Origin of the sequence: Amycolatopsis jiangsuensis (assembly GCF_014204865.1) — a bacterium.
Taxonomy (GTDB): domain Bacteria; phylum Actinomycetota; class Actinomycetes; order Mycobacteriales; family Pseudonocardiaceae; genus Amycolatopsis; species Amycolatopsis jiangsuensis.
Genome location: NZ_JACHMG010000001.1, coordinates 3,508,976 through 3,524,881, shown reverse-complemented (window position 1 = coordinate 3,524,881; position 15,906 = coordinate 3,508,976). Strand labels below are relative to the sequence as shown.

General features: G+C 69.5%; 13 protein-coding genes. 11 read left to right on the top strand and 2 right to left on the bottom strand.

Translation table 11 applies throughout. The features are described 5' to 3' along the window. Nucleotides 1-482: 482 nt before the first annotated feature. Nucleotides 483-1,160, bottom strand: a complete 678-nt coding sequence (locus BJY18_RS15500; protein ID WP_184780656.1) for a GntR family transcriptional regulator — start codon at nucleotides 1,158-1,160, stop codon at nucleotides 483-485. A 76-nt stretch (nucleotides 1,161-1,236) separates the two neighbouring features. Between BJY18_RS15500 and BJY18_RS15495 the strand changes: the two genes are divergently transcribed. From BJY18_RS15495 to BJY18_RS15475, 5 genes are all read left to right on the top strand, one after another. After that, nucleotides 1,237-2,049, top strand: a complete 813-nt coding sequence (locus BJY18_RS15495) for an NAD(P)-dependent oxidoreductase (RefSeq protein ID WP_184780655.1) — start codon at nucleotides 1,237-1,239, stop codon at nucleotides 2,047-2,049. Nucleotides 2,050-3,025: 976 nt separating this feature from the next. Further along, complete coding sequence (locus BJY18_RS15490; RefSeq protein ID WP_184780654.1) at nucleotides 3,026-4,048, top strand: amidohydrolase family protein; 1,023 nt, start codon at nucleotides 3,026-3,028, stop codon at nucleotides 4,046-4,048. A 5-nt stretch (nucleotides 4,049-4,053) separates the two neighbouring features. Then, nucleotides 4,054-4,968, top strand: a complete 915-nt coding sequence (locus BJY18_RS15485; protein ID WP_184780653.1) for an amidohydrolase family protein — start codon at nucleotides 4,054-4,056, stop codon at nucleotides 4,966-4,968. Between the two features lie 25 nt (nucleotides 4,969-4,993). Further along, nucleotides 4,994-6,346 carry an MFS transporter gene (locus BJY18_RS15480; RefSeq protein ID WP_184780652.1) on the top strand — a complete coding sequence of 451 codons (1,353 nt, stop codon included), beginning with the start codon at nucleotides 4,994-4,996 and terminating at the stop codon, nucleotides 6,344-6,346. Nucleotides 6,347-6,594: 248 nt separating this feature from the next. Further along, nucleotides 6,595-8,571 carry a S53 family peptidase gene (locus BJY18_RS15475; protein ID WP_184780651.1) on the top strand — a complete coding sequence of 659 codons (1,977 nt, stop codon included), beginning with the start codon at nucleotides 6,595-6,597 and terminating at the stop codon, nucleotides 8,569-8,571. Nucleotides 8,572-8,618: 47 nt separating this feature from the next. Here BJY18_RS15475 and BJY18_RS15470 read toward each other — a convergent pair whose 3' ends face one another. Beyond that, nucleotides 8,619-9,851 (bottom strand): MFS transporter, encoded by a 1,233-nt coding sequence (locus BJY18_RS15470; protein WP_184780650.1) that lies wholly within the window; start codon nucleotides 9,849-9,851, stop codon nucleotides 8,619-8,621. Between the two features lie 107 nt (nucleotides 9,852-9,958). Here BJY18_RS15470 and BJY18_RS15465 point away from each other — a divergent pair, with 107 nt between their 5' ends. From BJY18_RS15465 to BJY18_RS15440, 6 genes are all read left to right on the top strand, one after another. Then, nucleotides 9,959-11,353 (top strand): purine-cytosine permease family protein, encoded by a 1,395-nt coding sequence (locus tag BJY18_RS15465; RefSeq protein ID WP_184780649.1) that lies wholly within the window; start codon nucleotides 9,959-9,961, stop codon nucleotides 11,351-11,353. 10 nt (nucleotides 11,354-11,363) lie between these two features. Further along, the gene (locus BJY18_RS15460) at nucleotides 11,364-11,927 is read left to right on the top strand and encodes a helix-turn-helix domain-containing protein (RefSeq protein WP_312873852.1); all 564 of its coding nucleotides are present in this window, start codon (nucleotides 11,364-11,366) and stop codon (nucleotides 11,925-11,927) included. 117 nt (nucleotides 11,928-12,044) lie between these two features. Beyond that, nucleotides 12,045-13,055: a class I SAM-dependent methyltransferase gene (locus tag BJY18_RS15455; protein WP_184780647.1), complete on the top strand. Its 1,011-nt coding sequence runs from the start codon at nucleotides 12,045-12,047 to the stop codon at nucleotides 13,053-13,055. 108 nt (nucleotides 13,056-13,163) lie between these two features. Beyond that, nucleotides 13,164-14,219 carry an ABC transporter substrate-binding protein gene (locus BJY18_RS15450; protein ID WP_184780646.1) on the top strand — a complete coding sequence of 352 codons (1,056 nt, stop codon included), beginning with the start codon at nucleotides 13,164-13,166 and terminating at the stop codon, nucleotides 14,217-14,219. 25 nt (nucleotides 14,220-14,244) lie between these two features. Next, nucleotides 14,245-15,030, top strand: coding sequence for an ABC transporter ATP-binding protein (locus BJY18_RS15445; RefSeq protein WP_184780645.1), 786 nt, complete (start codon nucleotides 14,245-14,247; stop codon nucleotides 15,028-15,030). Further along, on the top strand, nucleotides 15,017-15,901 hold the full coding sequence (locus BJY18_RS15440; protein WP_184780644.1) for an ABC transporter permease: 885 nt from the start codon (nucleotides 15,017-15,019) through the stop codon (nucleotides 15,899-15,901). The genes BJY18_RS15445 and BJY18_RS15440 overlap by 14 nt, the downstream gene beginning before the upstream one ends. Nucleotides 15,902-15,906: the final 5 nt, after the last annotated feature.

The window sequence follows — 15,906 nt, the reverse complement described above, 5'->3', positions numbered from 1 at the left end:
CCGTGAGCCGTGGGCGGTGGGCCGTGAGCCGGTGGGCCGGTGAGCCGTGGGGCACGGGCCGTGGGCCGTAGGTCATGGGCCGCGGGTCGTGGCGGTACTGCTGTGGGCTGTGATGGTGCTGCTGCGGGCTGTGGTGGTGCTGCTGTGGCTTGTGGTGGTGCTGCGGTCGTGGTGGTGTCGCACGTCTGGCAATGGTGTTGCGGTTTGTGGCGACGGCGCCGCGCTCATGCCGTAGCGATGGTGTCGCAGGTCGTGGTGATGGTGTTGCGATCGTTCGAAGGTGTCGCGCTCGCGGTGGTGATGCTGCGGTCGGGGTGGTGTCGCAGGTCGCGGTGACGTCGTCTCTCTCGTGGCGTGGGTGATGGTGTCGCCGGGCTCGCGGCCGCGTCCAGACCCGACGCCACGTACGGTGCTCGGGCCGACCCCTCGCGACCGGGTCCCGGACCGAAGCCGGGGTGCGGATTCGCGGCCCGGCGGCACGGTCAGGAGTGCAGGGGTGAGGACTCCGCTGCGTCGGCCGCTTTGAGGGCTTCGATCACGCTCGTCAGGTGGGCTCGCGCGGCCTCTGCGGCCTCTTCGGGCTCGTGTGCGCAGATGGCGTCGATGATGGCCAGGTGTTCGGGCAGGGACACCTGCGGACGTCCCGGCTGCATCGCGAGCCGGAACTGGTGGCGGACGCTCTGGCCGCGCAGCCGCTCCAGGACCTGTGCCGCGGTGCGCTGGCCGCTGATCTCCCGCACGCGGCGGTGCAGCTCCTGGTTGAGCCCCGAATAGCCGACCACGTCGCCGCCGGCCACCGCGTCGCACATCGCACGGCCGAGTTTGTGCAGCTCAACGGCTTCTTCGTGCGCGATGTGCTCCGCCGCCTTCGCCGCGCACAGCGACTCGAGCATCATCCGGACTTCCGAGATTTCGATGGCTTCCTGCAGTGACACCGCGCGCACCCGGGCGCCGCGGTTCTGGACCCGCTCGACGAGACCTTCGTTGGTCAGCTCGATCAACGCCGCACGCACGGTCGCGCGGCTCGCCGTGAACTGGTCGGACAGGTCCGCCTCGACCAGCCGTTGATTGGGTACGAACTCGCCGCGGACGATGGCGTCGCGGATGGCCGCCACCACGGAACGCTCCCCCCGCTGCCGATCCGCAGCACTCTCGGTCATACCTTCGGCTCCGTTTGTTGACAATTTTGTCGAGCACATCGTGTACTCGATCGTAGCGTGCAGGGAGGATTCTGCTATGACCGTAACCATCGCGGTACTGGGACTCGGCGAGGCCGGCGGTGCGCTCGCCCGCGACCTGGTCGCCGCCGGGGCCGCCGTACGAGCCTACGACCCGGCCATCCCGTCCGCCGACGGTGTCGTCACCACGGGCTCCGAGGCCGAAGCAGCCGAGAGCGCCGATCTCGTGCTCAGCGTGAACAGTGCCTCGGCGGGCGTCGGCGCGCTCGAAGCCGGGCTCGCCGGGCTGCGTGAAGGGGCGGTCTGGGTCGACCTCAACACCGCCTCACCCGGGACGAAGCGCCGGCTCGCCGGTATCGCCGCCGAACACGGCGTGCCGTTCGCTGACGTCGCGATCATGGCTCCGGTTCCCGGTCGCGGCCTGCGAGTGCCGATGCTCGCCACCGGCGTCGCCGCGGAGGCGGTGGCCGCCATGCTGAACCCGCTCGGCGCGGCGGTCGAAGTCATGGACGGCGAAGCCGGACTCGCCGCGGAACGCAAACTGCTGCGCAGCGTGTTCTTCAAGGGCATGTCGGCCGCCGTGGTCGAAGCCCTCCGAGCGGCACGCGCCGCAGGCTGCGAGGACTGGCTGCGCGACATCATCGTCGGCGAACTGACCGCGGCCGGAGAGTCGACTGTGGACAGACTGGTGGACGGTTCACGCCGGCACGCCGTCCGCCGCACCAGCGAGATGGCGGCCGCCGCGGAAATGCTCACCGAACTGGGCGTCCGAGCCGACGTCGCCTCGGCGTCCCGTGCGCAACTCGCCGACCTCGCCGGCCGCACCGACGGCGTGGGCGGCGTTGACCGGGTCGGTGGTGGCCGTGCTTGACGGTGTTGGGGGTGCTGAACGTATTGGTGCTGCTTGGCGGTGTGGTCGGCGTTGACTGGCTTGGTGGGGCTGACCGTGCTTGACGGTGTTCGCGCTGCTGAACGTGTTGATGACGCTTGATGGCGTTGGCGGTGCCGATCGTGTTGACGATGCTTGGCGGCGTTGGTGACGTCGACCGTGTTGACTGTGTGGGCGGCCGACGGCGTTGGTGACGTCGACGGTGTGGGCGGCGCCGACCGTGCTTGACGGCGCCAGTCCGAGCGGCGTCGGACCGTCTCGACTGGGCGGCACTGTATTGAGCGGCGCTGTGCAGACCAAGGCGGACCGGGTGGAACCAGGCCGACTGGACTGGCTGGATCATGGTCGCGGGTGCTTGTCCTGGCCCGCCGCGCCGATCGCCCTGGGCTCAGGTGCCTCACCGCCTCACCGCCTCACCGCCTCAAACTCTGAACTCTTCGGCTCCGTGGCCGGCTTCGTGGCTGGGGTCAACGTCGACGGATGCTGGGCGCGCGGGTCACCGAGATCGGTTCGGTCCGGGCGGTCGCCTTCCTTCGTCGACCGCCCCGCCGCGCCCGTCGGCAGGATTCGGGCGTCGGTCTCCAGTGCGGGGAGGGTGCTGGTACCGAAGCGGTCGGAGTGCACTGCTGGCGGAGCGTGCTGGCGAAACAGGTGGGCCGTACGCGCTCCAAGGGGGTGAAGCGGGGCGGACGGTGCTGCTGACGAAGCGGGTGGGTTGCCAGCGGAGCGTGCCAGCGCAGCGTGCTGCTGCGGAGCTGGACGAAGCGTGCTGCCATCGGGGGTGGAGCAACCGGTCGTCCGAACATCTCGTAGCTGGTCGTGGTCGTCGACGATCTGTGGTTGCTCCTCGATCGTTGCTGGCTGGCGAGGCAGGCGAAATCGTCACAGACATTGTCAACAATTTCCGTGACGATTAGGGTGCGGGGGACGAGCGAAGCCGCGTGAAGAGGAACGTCACTTGATCATCGACTGTCACGGCCACTACACCACCGCACCGCCCGCGCTCGCTGCGTGGCGGGAGCAGCAGGTCGGCGCGCTGGAGGGCGGGGTCGCGCCGGTGCGTGCGGACCTGCGGATCAGCGACGACGAGCTGCGCGAGACGATCGAGCCGAACCAGCTCCGGCTGATGGACGAGCGCGGCATCGAGCTGACGATCTTCTCGCCGCGCGCGTCGTTCATGGCTCACCACGTCGGCGGGTTCGCCACCTCCGCCGAATGGGCGGCCATCTGCAACGAACTGTGCCACCGCGTTGCCCGGCTGTACCCGGAGCGCTTCGCTCCGGCCGCCATGCTCCCGCAGTCGCCGGGTGTGGACCCGGCGACGTGCGTTCCGGAGCTCGTCCGCTGCGTCGAGGAGTACGGAGCGGTCGCGCTCAACCTCAACCCCGACCCGAGCGGCGGTCACTGGACCGCGCCACCACTGACCGACCGTTCCTGGTACCCGATCTACGAAAAGATGGCCGAGTACGACCTCCCGGCGATGGTGCACGTCAGCACCAGCGTCAACCCCGCGTTCCACACCACCGGCGCGCACTACCTCAACGCCGACACCACCGCGTTCATGCAGCTGTTGCAGGGCGACCTGTTCCGCGACTTCCCAACGCTCCGGCTGGTCATCCCGCACGGCGGGGGCGCGGTGCCGTACCACTGGGGACGCTTCCGCGGCCTCGCGATGGCGCTCGGCAAGCCGGAGCTGGAGGAACACTTGCTGCACAACGTCTTCTTCGACACCTGCGTGTACCACCAGCCGGGCTCGGACCTGCTGTTCGACGTGATCCCGGCACGCAACATCCTCTTCGCCTCGGAAATGATCGGCGCCGTCCGCAGTGTCGACCCGCGCACCGGCCACCACTTCGACGACACCCGCCGGTACGCCGAAAACGCGAAACTGTCCGAAGAGGACTGGTCCGCGATCCGAGAACACAACGCCCGCCGCGTCTATCCTCGCCTCGACGAACTCCTCACGAGCCAGGGCCGGTGACCGCCATGACCGCACCCACCACCCCCGGCTGGCTCGACTGGTACCCGAATCCGTCCACACCGGACTTCCGGCTGCCACTCGGCACCGTCGACGCGCACTGTCACGTGTTCGGCCCGCAAGCGGAGTTTCCGTTCGCACCCGAGCGCAAGTACACGCCGTGCGACGCGAGCAAGGATCAGCTCTTCGCACTGCGCGACCACTTGGGCGTCTCCCGCAACGTCATCGTGCAGGCCACCTGTCACGGGGCGGACAACTCCGCCATGGTCGACGCCGTCCGTTCTTCCGGTGGCAGGGCGCGCGGTGTCGCGACTGTCCGCCCCGACGTCACCGAGGCCGAACTCCGGGACCTGGATGCCGCGGGCGTGCGTGGCGTGCGGTTCAACTTCGTGCGACGCTTGGTCGACGCCGCTCCGGAGGAGGACCTGCGCACGATCGCGGACAAGATCGCTCCGCTCGGCTGGCACGTGGTGCTCTACTTCGAGGCCGCGGACCTGCCGGAGCTGGCGGGCTTCTTCGCGTCCCTGCCGACGCCGCTCGTGATCGACCACATGGGACGACCAGACGTCACGCAATCCGTGCACGGCAAGGAATTCGCCGAGTTCCTGGAGTTCGTCGACCAGGGCGACGTCTGGGTCAAGGTGAGCTGCCCCGAACGGCTCAGCGTCACCGGCCCGGCGGCGCTGGACGGCGAACGACGCGCCTACACCGACGTCGTCCCGTTCGCCCGCCGCGTGGTCACGGAATTCCCGGACCGGGTGCTCTGGGGCACCGACTGGCCGCATCCCAACCTCACGTCCCACATGCCCGACGACGGGCTGCTCGTCGACTACGTACCGCAGGTGGCCGAAACCGCCGAACTGCGGCGGAAACTGCTCGTCGACAACCCGATGCGCCTCTACTGGCCCGGCGAAACCGCCTGAGCCCCCGTCCCCCGAAGGGCATGCAATGCAGCACGCCAACGCGCTGAACCGGCTGAACCGGCTGCCGATCGCCCGGTTCCACAAGATCACCCTGCTCGCCGTCTCATTCGCCTACTTCTTCGAATTCGCCGACATCAACAGCTTCGCCACCACCGCGCCGAAGCTGATCAAGCTGTGGGGCGTGACGGTCAGCCAGGTCGCGTACGTGACCTCGCTGTCGTTCGTCGGGATGTTCCTCGGCTCGATCGTCGCGAGCACGATCGCCGACCGCTGGGGCCGCAAGAACGCCCTGATCTGGTCCACCCTGTGGTTCGGCGTGTTCTCCCTCGCGGCCGTGTTCTCCTGGGACATCGTGTCACTGGGCGTGGTCCGCGTGCTGACGTCGGCCGGTCTCTCCGCGATGACGGTCATCGCGGTCATCTACGTCAACGAGCTGTACCCGGCGGCGAACCGCGGCAGGTTCCAGGCCTACGCGATCGTGATCGGCATCTGCGGCACGCCGGTGACCAACCTGATCGCAAGCCTGGTGGTGCCGCTGGGCGACTGGGCCTGGCGGCTGGTGTACCTGTGGGGTGCGCTCGGCGTGCTGCTGGTGCTGTTCACCCGGCAGCTGAAGGAATCGCCCCGCTGGTACGAAAGCCGCGGCGAACATGCGAAAGCCGACGCGGTGCTCCGGGAAATCGAGGAAAGCGTCGCCGCGGAGAAGGGGCCGCTGCCGGAGCCCGCGCTGCCCGTCGAAGAGGCCCCAGTGGCCAAGGCCCCGCTACGGCTGTTGCTGCGCAAGAAATATCTCCTGCCGACCTTGCTGCTCACGGTCGTGTGGGTGACCCAGACGATCGGCTTCTTCGGCTACTCGAGCTGGGCGCCGACGCTGCTGGCCAAAGAAGGCTTCAGCGTTGAGAAATCGGTGTTCTACGTCGCGCTCACCACCGTCGGCGCTCCGCTCGGCTCGTATCTGGCGGCTCTGGTCACGGACCGTTTCGAACGGAAGTGGTGCCTGGTCGGCTTCGGCACGGTGATCGCGCTGTGCGGCCTGCTCTACGGTCTCACCTTCAACCCGGTGCTGATCGTGGTGTTCGGCTTCCTGGTCAACATGTTCGAGCGTGGCTACACCGCACTCGGATACGCGTATTCGCCGGAACTGTTCGACACCCGTGGCCGGTCGCTGGGCACCGGCGTGTCCTACGGACTCGGCCGTCTGTCGAACGCGGCGGGCCCGCTGATCGTGGCCGCGCTGTACAACGGCAGCGGCTACCAGAGCGTCTTCCTCTTCATCGCGGGAACCTGGATGGTCGGCGCGGTCGTGCTGGCGGTGTTCGGCCCCCGCACCCGCCAGACGAAGACCAAGGCGGCCGCTCCGAAACCGGCAGGAGTCTGAGCGGAACGCCGTCGCGGCAAGGCGATCACGGTCCGCCCTACGGAAGTGGGAAACCGGACTTCGCGCCGATAGTGCGGCAATCCGCTCGGGCCAGTGCGGACGAACCGGACGTACAGTGCGGAATCGTGGCCGGTCAGATAACGGTTCCGCACCGGAGAGCGGGACGGTTTCCGTGCGGCCGTACGCCGACTTAATCTCTCGGACGGACGTCCGGGCTTCCCGGGCCGCCATTCACGAGGGAGTTGCCTGTGCGAAGAAGTGTCACCGTGTTCCTGTCGCTCGCGGTGGCGGGTGGCCTGACCGCGACGCCCGCCGTGGCGTCGGCCCAGGGGCGGGCGGACATCCCGCAGTCGCACCCGTCGTGGGCCAGTCCGGCGGCGAAGGTCGCCGACACCGCGCCATCGTCCACTGTGGATTTCCGGGTCTACCTCAACCAGCGGGACCAGGCGGGGGCGGAGTCCGTGGCGCAGGCCGTGTCCGATCCGCGGAGCCGCACCTACCGCCAGTTCCTCACCCCCGACCAGGTGCGCGACCGGTTCGCGCCGTCGGGCCAGACGGTGTCCGAGGTGCGAAACTGGCTCACCGGCAGTGGTTTCCGCATCGGTGAAGTGCCGGCCAACCGTGCCTACGTCGAGGCCAGTGGTTCCGCCGACCAGGTGCAGCGGGCGTTCTCCGTCAAGCTCGGCAAGTACGCGGTGAAGGGCCGGACGCTCCGGGCCGCGGACAAGAACCTGTCCGTGCCCGCTTCGCTGTCCGGCGCGGTACTCGGCGTGATCGGTGTGGACCAGGCCACCAGCCTGTTCAAACCGGACCACACCGACGGCGGGGACACGCCGGCGACCCGGCAGGAGCAGGTGAAGGATCCTTCGACCGCGCCGCCGTCGGACGGGTTCCGCAACTCCGGACCGTGCAGCGCTTACTACGGCGAGAAGACCGACACCACGGACCCCGCCTACGAGGGCAAGCAGCTGCCGTACGCGCCGTGCGGCTACACCCCCGCGCAGTTGCGTTCGGCTTACGGGGTGGACCAGGCGGCGAAGCTCGGCGCGGACGGCAAGGGCACCACGATCGCCATCATCGACGCGTTCGCCTCGCCGACCATCTACGCCGACGCCGCCGAGTACGCCAAGCGCAACGATCCCGCGCACCCGCTGACGAAAGCGCAGTTCTCCCAGCACATCTTCCCGGCGAACCCGGACCAGGAGCCGCCGGACCAGTGCGACGCCTCCGGCTGGTACGGCGAAGAAACGCTCGACGTCGAGGCCGCGCACGGGCTCGCACCCGGTGCGGACATCCTCTACGTCGGTGGTGCGGACTGCCAGGACCTGTCGCTGGACACCGCGTTGAACTACGTGGTCGCCGGGCACAAGGCGGACATCATCTCGAACTCGTACGGCAACACGGGCGAGGACATCCCCGCCGACGAGGTCGAGGCGTTCAACCAGATCTCGATCCAGGCCGTGCTCGAGGGCATCGGCGTGTATTTCTCCTCCGGTGACAACGGGGACGAGGTCGCGCGGCTGGGCACGCCGTCGGCCGACTTCTCCGCCTCCGCACCGTGGGTGACCGCGGTCGGCGGTACCTCGCTCGCGGTCGGCAAGGACGGCAAGCGGCAGTTCGAAACCGGGTGGGAGACCGGAAAGTCGACGCTCACCGACGGCGCCTACGACCCGGCGTTCCCGGGCGCGTTCAACGGTGGCGCGGGCGGCGGTACCAGCCGGCTGTTCGAACAACCCTTCTACCAGAAGGGGATCGTCCCGGACGCACTGTCCACGAAGAACCAGACCGGTGGTGCGAAAGGCCGCGTGGTGCCGGACATCTCCGCGGTCGCCGACCCGAACACCGGTTTCCTGGTCGGCCAGACGCAGACCTTCCCGGACGGCGCCTACTACGACCAGTACCGGATCGGCGGCACGAGCCTCGCCTCGCCGGTGTTCGCGGGTGTGATGGCGGTGTCCGACAGTCTCGACCACTTCCACCACGGGTTCATCAACCCGGTGCTGTACCAGCTGACCTCGCGCACGTCGGCGATCAACGACGTACAGCACGTGGACGGCGCGGTGCAGCGGGTGGACTTCGCCAACGGGGTCGACGATGCCGACGGCCTGCTCACCTCCGCCCGGGTGCTCGACTACCCGAACCTCACCATCCACACCACGAAGGGCTACGACGACGTGACCGGGCTCGGTTCGCCGAACGGTCTCGCGTTCCTGCTACTCGTCTGATCGCACCGGCCACGTCCGTGAAGGCCTCCATCCCGTGATGGGGGCCTTCACGGATTTTCGGGGACCGACGCGGGTGGATGGCGCATGCCGCGCACCACGGGGGAGCGCAGCGGGACGAGCGCGGCGCAAGCCAGCACGAGTCCGCCGGCCAGCACCACGGCCTGGTCGCCGAAGGCGCCGGCCAGCGGCCCGGCGAGCAGTTCGCCGATCGGGATGCCGAGATAGGAGCCGAAATCGTCGAAGGCGGCCATCCGGGACAGCAGCGGGCGCGGGACGTTTTCCTGCATGGTGGTGTCCCAGGCGATCCCGAACACGCCGAAACCGGCGCCGGCCACCAACGCCGCGGCGAGCAGCACCGGCAGGCTCGCGTGCACGCCCAGCACGATCAGCGGGGCCGCGCCCACGGCCGCGCAGAGCAGACCGAGCGTCAGCAGCCGCGGTATCGCCCACCGGTACATGGCCAGCCCGGCGAGAAGTACCCCGATCGCCCGGACGCTCAGCACCACGCCCCAGCCGGCCGCGCCCACGGTCTGGCGCGCGATGCCGGGGCCGAGGACGAGCCAGCCGCCCGCATGCACGATGTTGACCACGGCGAACGCCGTGACCACTCGCCACATCCATGGGATGCGCAGAAAGGCTCGCCAGCCGGTGCGCACGCCACTCAGGACACCTTCCCGGTGCGACGATTCCGTGGATGGCAGCGTGATCGAGTGGTACAGCAGCGCGGCGAGCAGGAACGAGATGCCGTCGGCGGCGATCGCCCAGCCGCCGCCCACCGTGGCCACCAGCACGCCGCCCAGCGCCGGGCCGGCCACCTTGGTCACGTTCCGCGCGGTGGCCAGCAGGGAATTGGCCCGGCGAAGGTGTAGCCGGTCGACCAGCTGCGGCACGATGCCGCGCAGCGCGGGTGTGGTGAACGCGGTGCAGACGCCACCGGCGAATTCGGTGACCGCGATCGCCGGAAGCGAATAGTGCCCGGTGAGCAGGATCGCGGCCGCGACCAGCTGAGCCGCGCCGGCCCCGAGGTTGGACAGCCGCAGCACCCGGTTGCGCGGGAACCGGTCGGCGACCGAACCGCCGACCAGCACCAGCGCGAGGATCGGCACCATCCCCGCGGTGAGCACGATCCCCAGGTCGGTGGTGCTCCGGCCGCTGCCGAGCACGGCGAACGACAACGCCACCGGGGTCATCGAACTGCCCAGATAGGAGACCAGGCGTCCGGTGTAGAAAACCGCGAACCGCCGGTGCCACAGCGCCGGCGCGCCGGTCGTTTCCCCCATCCCGCGAGTCTGGCACCGCTCGCGCGGGGTCGGGAAGGCCACACCGGCTTGGCCGGGTACCCGGCGCCGGGACAGACTCACCTCCTCAGCCGGGAGAGAGGCACAGCATGAGCGGGATCGACGCCGACGTCTTCGGGGGACGGATGCCGTCCGGGGCCGGGGATCTCACGATCGAGACGCACGGGATCGCCCCGGTTCCCGAGGCCAACCGGTTCGGCAGGCCGTGGCGGCTGGCCGGGGTGTGGTTCGCCCCGAACCTCACCATGACCGCGGTGTTCACCGGCACCCTCGGTGCCACCCTCGGCCTCGGGTTCACCACCGGGTTCGTCGTCGCGCTGGTCGGCACGGTGCTCGGTTCCCTGCCGGTCGCCTGGCTTTCGACCTGGGGACCGCGTACCGGTACCGGACAGCTGCCGCTCGCCCGGCTGCCGTTCGGCCGCGTCGTGGTGCTGCCCGGGCTCGTGCAGTGGCTGGGGTCGATCGCGTGGGACGCGCTGGTCGGCCTGTTCGGCGGGGAGGCGCTGGCCGAGCTGACCGGACTGCCGTTCTGGGCCGCGATGCTGGTGGTGCTGGTGCTGCAGTGCCTGCTCGGGGTGTTCGGCTACGCGGTGATCCACCGGGTCCAGGCGGTGATGAGCGTGGTGCTCGTGGTCGCGTTCGTGGCGCTGGCGGTGAAGGTGGTGCTCGACCACCCGATCACGGTCACCGACTCGGCGCGTGGCGCTGATTTCGCCGGCGCCGTCGTGCTGTTCTCCACGATCACGCTGAGCCTGGCCATTTCGTGGGCACCCTACGCGGCGGACTTCAGCCGGTACCTGCCTTCGACCACCCGACCGGCCGGCGTCTTCTGGTTCACCCTGCTGGGCCTGGTCGCGTCGTATCTGCTGGGGGAGGGCATCGGGCTCGCTCTCGGCACCGCACTGGGCGACCAGACCGCGGCCGGGGTGTCCGCCCTGGTCGGCGGCGGCGTGCTGGGCGGCCTCGCGTTACTGGTGATCGCACTGGTTACGGTGTCGTCCAACGCGATGAACGACTACAGCGGGTCGCTCGCGCTGCAGACAGTCGGGGTGCGTGTGCGCCGTCCGGTGTCCGCGGTGGTGGTGACGGTGCTGGCGTTCGCGCTGATCCTCTGGATGCACAGCGGGGACCTGGCGGCAAAGTTCGAGAACGTGCTGCTGTTCGTGAGCTACTGGATCCCGCCGTTCCTGGGGGTGGTGGTGCCGGACTGGCTGCGCCGCACCCGGGGCGGCCGCCGCGTCGAGGTGCTGGCCGAACTGAACCGGCCGGTGCGGAGCTGGGCAGCGCTGGTGGCGTTCGTGGCCGGGTTCGCCGCCGCGGTGCCGTTCATGAACACGACTGTCTACACGGGACCGGTGGCCGCCGCGCTGCACGGCGCGGATCTGGCCTATTACGCGGGATTCGTGGTGTCGCTACTGGGGTATCTGCTGCTGCGCGGCCGGCGGACCTCCGGCACGCTGGCGGAGCGTGCTGGATCGGCATAGCCTCTTGCCCGTGACGCACGACGACGCCGAGCTGGACAGCCTGGTGCGCAAACGCATCCGCGCTCTGCGGGTGGCGCAGGGATGGTCGCTGGAGGAGCTTGCGGAGCGCGCGCGGCTGAGTCCGTCCTCGCTCAGCCGGATCGAGAACGGACAGCGCCGCCTCGCGCTCGACCAGCTCGTCACGCTCGCCCGTGCGCTGGACACCTCGCTGGACCAGCTCGTCGAGATGGACACCGACGACGTGATCTCGCATCCGATGATCGACAGTGCGCAGGGGTCGATGCGCTGGCCGATCAAAGCCGATCCGGGCATGACCGTGGTGCGCCGCCGCGTGACGGACCCGCCGCCGGACAGTCCCGCGCGCATGCGAGCGCATCCCGGCCGTGAGTGGCTGGTCGTGCTCTCCGGCGCCGCCGTACTGCTGCTGGGCAACCGCCGGTTGCGTGTCGAGGCCAACCAGGCCGCGGAGTTCCCCACGATGCTGCCGCACGCGATCGGCACCGCGGGTGGGCCGTGCGACATCATCGGCATCTTCGACCGCGACGCCCGCCGCGGGCACCGGAACGAGCAGTAGCCGACGAGCCCGGCAACCCGGCCTGCGCATGCGTGTCCGGCAGCGGCAGGACCGATTGTCTTGCCGAATGCGCAAGAAGCTGTGCTGGAGACGCATGGAGTTCGTACTGTCGGTGGCATGACGAACGCCGCTCACTCACACACCTCATCGCCGCACGTCGCACATCGGGATGTTGCGCATCAAGAAGCTGATCATCGGGATGGTGAACGTCAAGACGTCCATCAAGACGCTCGACATGACGTTGGCCATCAGGACGCCGCTCGCCAGGCCGTCCATCCAGACCCCGCTCGTCAGGACGCCGTCCAAAGGGAAGTCCTCGACCTGGATGCCGAGGTGCTCGCCGACCACGCCGCATCGATCACGGCCTGGCTGCCTGTCGAAGCCGATCCTCGCCGGATCGTGGATCTGGGCAGCGGCACCGGGGCGGGCACGTTCGCCCTTCTCGACCGGTTTCCCGAAGCACACGTGACCGCTGTCGACGCTTCCGTCGACCATCTGGCCCGGCTGCGGGAGAAGGCCCGTGAGAAGGGAGTCGCCGACCAGGTGCGGACTGTCGAGGCCGACCTCACTGCGGAATGGCCGGATCTCGGACAGCCCCAGATGATCTGGGCATCTGCATTTCTGCACCATCTGCCGAATCCCGGACCGTTCCTTCGCCAGGTGCACGACGTGCTGGCGCCGGGCGGGCTGCTCGCGGTCGTCGAGATGTCCGGGCTTCCTCGGTTCCTGCCCGCCGACGCGCCGGAGTTCCGGCCGGGGCTGGAGGAACGGTGTCACGAGGTGAGCGATCGACGGTTCGCCGCGCATTTGCCGTACCGGGGTGCCGACTGGGGGCCGCTGCTCACGGCCGCGGGGCTCATTCTTGGCGGCGAGCGCAAGATCACCATCAACGTCGGAATGGACCGTTCCCCAACAATCGGTCGCTACGCGCTCACGGTGATGCGCCGCCTGCGTGCTGCGGTCGCCGACCAGCTGCCGGAGGAGGACCTGGCTGCGCTGGACGATCTTCTCGACACCGACAGCCCTCGCAGCCTTCTGCGGCGTACCGACCTCGCCGTCCGCGCCGAACGCCACGTCTGGGCCGCCCGCCGGCCGGCGGCTTCGGGGCCGAGCAGAGGCGATAACTGAATCTGTCAAGCGATCTCACACATTGTCCCGGGATGCGGATGGCAATGCACGCAACCGGGTGATCGTGGCAGCCTCGCCGGAACCGGCCGTTTCCGAAGGGGCATCCCTGTGCGCACGTTCCCGAGATCCCGTCTGCTCGTCTCCGCGCTCGCCGCGCTCACCGTGGTGGGGGCGGTGGCCGGCTGCTCACGCGCGGACCGCGCGGAGACCGCCACCGACCAGGGTGCCGCCGGCGAGGTACGCGTCGGCTTCTTCCCGAATGTCACGCACACGCCCGCGCTGCTCGGCGTGAAAAAGAACTTCTTCGCCCAGAACCTGGGCAGTACCAAGCTCACCACGCAGACGTTCAACGCGGGACCGGCCGAGGTGAACGCGCTGCTCGGCGAATCGCTCGACGTGGCCTTCCTCGGTTCCGGGCCCGCGATCAACGGCTTCACCCAGTCCAAGGGCGCCATCCAGCTGGTGTCCGGTGCGGTCTCCGGCGGGGCGCAACTCGTGGTGAAGCCGGACATCACCTCGGTCGAGGGGCTCAAGGGCAAGAACATCGCGACGCCGCAGCTGGCCAACACCCAGGACGTCGCGCTGAAGAAGTTCCTGGCCGAGCACCACCTGACCGGCCAGGTGCAGGTGACCAACACCGACAACCCGAAGACCCTCGACGCGTTCCGCAAGGGCGAGGTGGACGGTGGCTGGCTGCCGGAACCGTGGTCGTCGCGGCTGGTGAACGACGCGGGCGCGAAGGTGCTCGTGGACGAGAAAAGCCTGTGGCCGCAGGGTCGCTTTCCGACCACCGTGGTGGTCGTGCGCAGCCAGTTCCTCAAGGAGCATCCGGACACCGTGCGTGCGCTGCTGAAGGGCGAGCTGCAGGCGATCGACTGGGCGAAGCAGAACCCGGCCGAGGCGAAGTCCGTGGTGAACAACGCGTTGAAGGAGCTTTCGGGCAGCACGCTCAGTCCGGCGGTGCTCGACCGGGCGTTCACCAACATCGAGCTCACCACGGACCCGGTCGGTGCGCAGTTCCCGCAGCTGGCCAAGGACTCGGTCACGGCGGGCGTGGTTGACGAGGCCCCGGACCTCAAGGGTTTCGCCGATTTCGGCCCGCTGAACGAAGTGCTGAAGGCGCAGAACCTGCCCGCCGTCTCGGCCCCCGGGCTGGCCAAGTGACGTTCCCACCGGAAGGCGATCCGCGATGACCACCACCTTTCCCGGACCGGCAGCCACCACCTCCGCCGCGGTGCACCTCGAGGACGTGCGGAAGGTGTTCGGCTCGGACGGCGGCGCGGTGCAGGCCCTCGACGGGGTCGACCTGACGGTCGCACCGGGGGAGTTCGTGTGCCTGCTCGGCGCTTCCGGCTGCGGCAAGAGCACCCTGCTGAACCTCGTGGCCGGGCTGGACCAGCCTTCGGCCGGGCAGATCACGCTCACCACCTCGCGGCCCGCGGTGATGTTCCAGGAGGCCGCGCTGATGCCGTGGCTCACCGCCGGCCGCAACGTCGAACTGCCGTTGCGGCTGGCCGGATTCGGCCGCGCCGAACGGCAGGAGAAGGCCGCCGGATTGCTGGAGCTGGTGCGGCTCGGCGACGCCGGTCGCAAGCGTCCGCACGAGCTGTCCGGCGGAATGCGGCAGCGGGTCGCGCTGGCCCGCGCGCTGGCCGCGACGCACCGCGTCGGCAGTGACGACCAGCAGGCGCTGCTGCTGATGGACGAGCCGTTCGCCGCGCTGGACGCGATCACCCGCGACGTCCTGCAGGGCGAGCTGCTGCGGGTGTGGCGCAGCACCGGGACCTCGGTTCTGTTCGTCACCCACGACGTGCGCGAGGCGGTGCGGCTGGGGCAGCGCGTGGTGCTGCTGTCGTCGCGCCCGGGGCGCGTGGTGCGTGAATGGCACGACGTCCCGTCGGCCGACTCGGAGCAGCTGGCCGAGGAGATCACGGCGGACCTGCGTGAGGTGATCAGCACCCATGCCGCAGCCTGACCAGGCGGCCCCGGACCTCGACGAGGCCGTCGGCGCCGGTCTCGACCGGCTCGACACCCCGGTGGGCCCGCGCCGGCCGTCGTTCTGGCGACGGTTCGTGCGCGGTTTCCTGCCGCCGGTGGGCGCGCTCGTGCTGCTCGTGGTGGTGTGGCAGCTCCTGTGGGCCGCGGCGTTCTGGCCGGAGACGACCCTGCCCGCGCCGCTGTCGGTGTGGGACGAGTTCACCGGCACGGTCGCCGACGGTTCGGTCTTCGGCTTCATCTGGACGTCGGTGCACCGGGCCGCGCTGGGCTTCGCGGCGGGCGTGCTGATCGGCACCCCGCTCGGAGTGTTGGTCGCCAAGGTACGTCCGGTGCGGGCCGCGATCGGACCGCTGCTGAGCGGGTTGCAGAGCCTGCCGTCGGTGGCCTGGGTCCCCGCCGCGGTGATCTGGTTCGGCATCAACGACGCGGCGATCTACTTCGTGGTGCTGCTCGGTTCGGTCCCGTCGATCGCGAACGGCCTGGTGTCCGGGATCGATCAGATCCCGCCGATCCTGCCGCGGGTGGGCAAGGTGATGGGCGCGGGCAGGCTGGCCGCGGCCCGGCACATCCTGCTGCCCGCCGCGCTGCCGGGTTTCCTCGCCGGGCTGAAGCAGGGCTGGGCGTTCTCCTGGCGGTCGCTGATGGCCGCGGAGCTGATCGCTCGCTCGCCGAGCCTAGGTGTCGGCCTCGGCACCTACCTCAACGACGGTTCGTCCTACAACTCGATGCCGAAGGTGATCGCGGCGATCTTCCTGATCCTGTTCGTCGGCGTCGCGATCGAGCTCGTCGTGTTCCGTCCGCTGGAGCGTTCCGTGCTGCGGGCGAGGGGCCTGACCACGGCGTTGTGACCCTC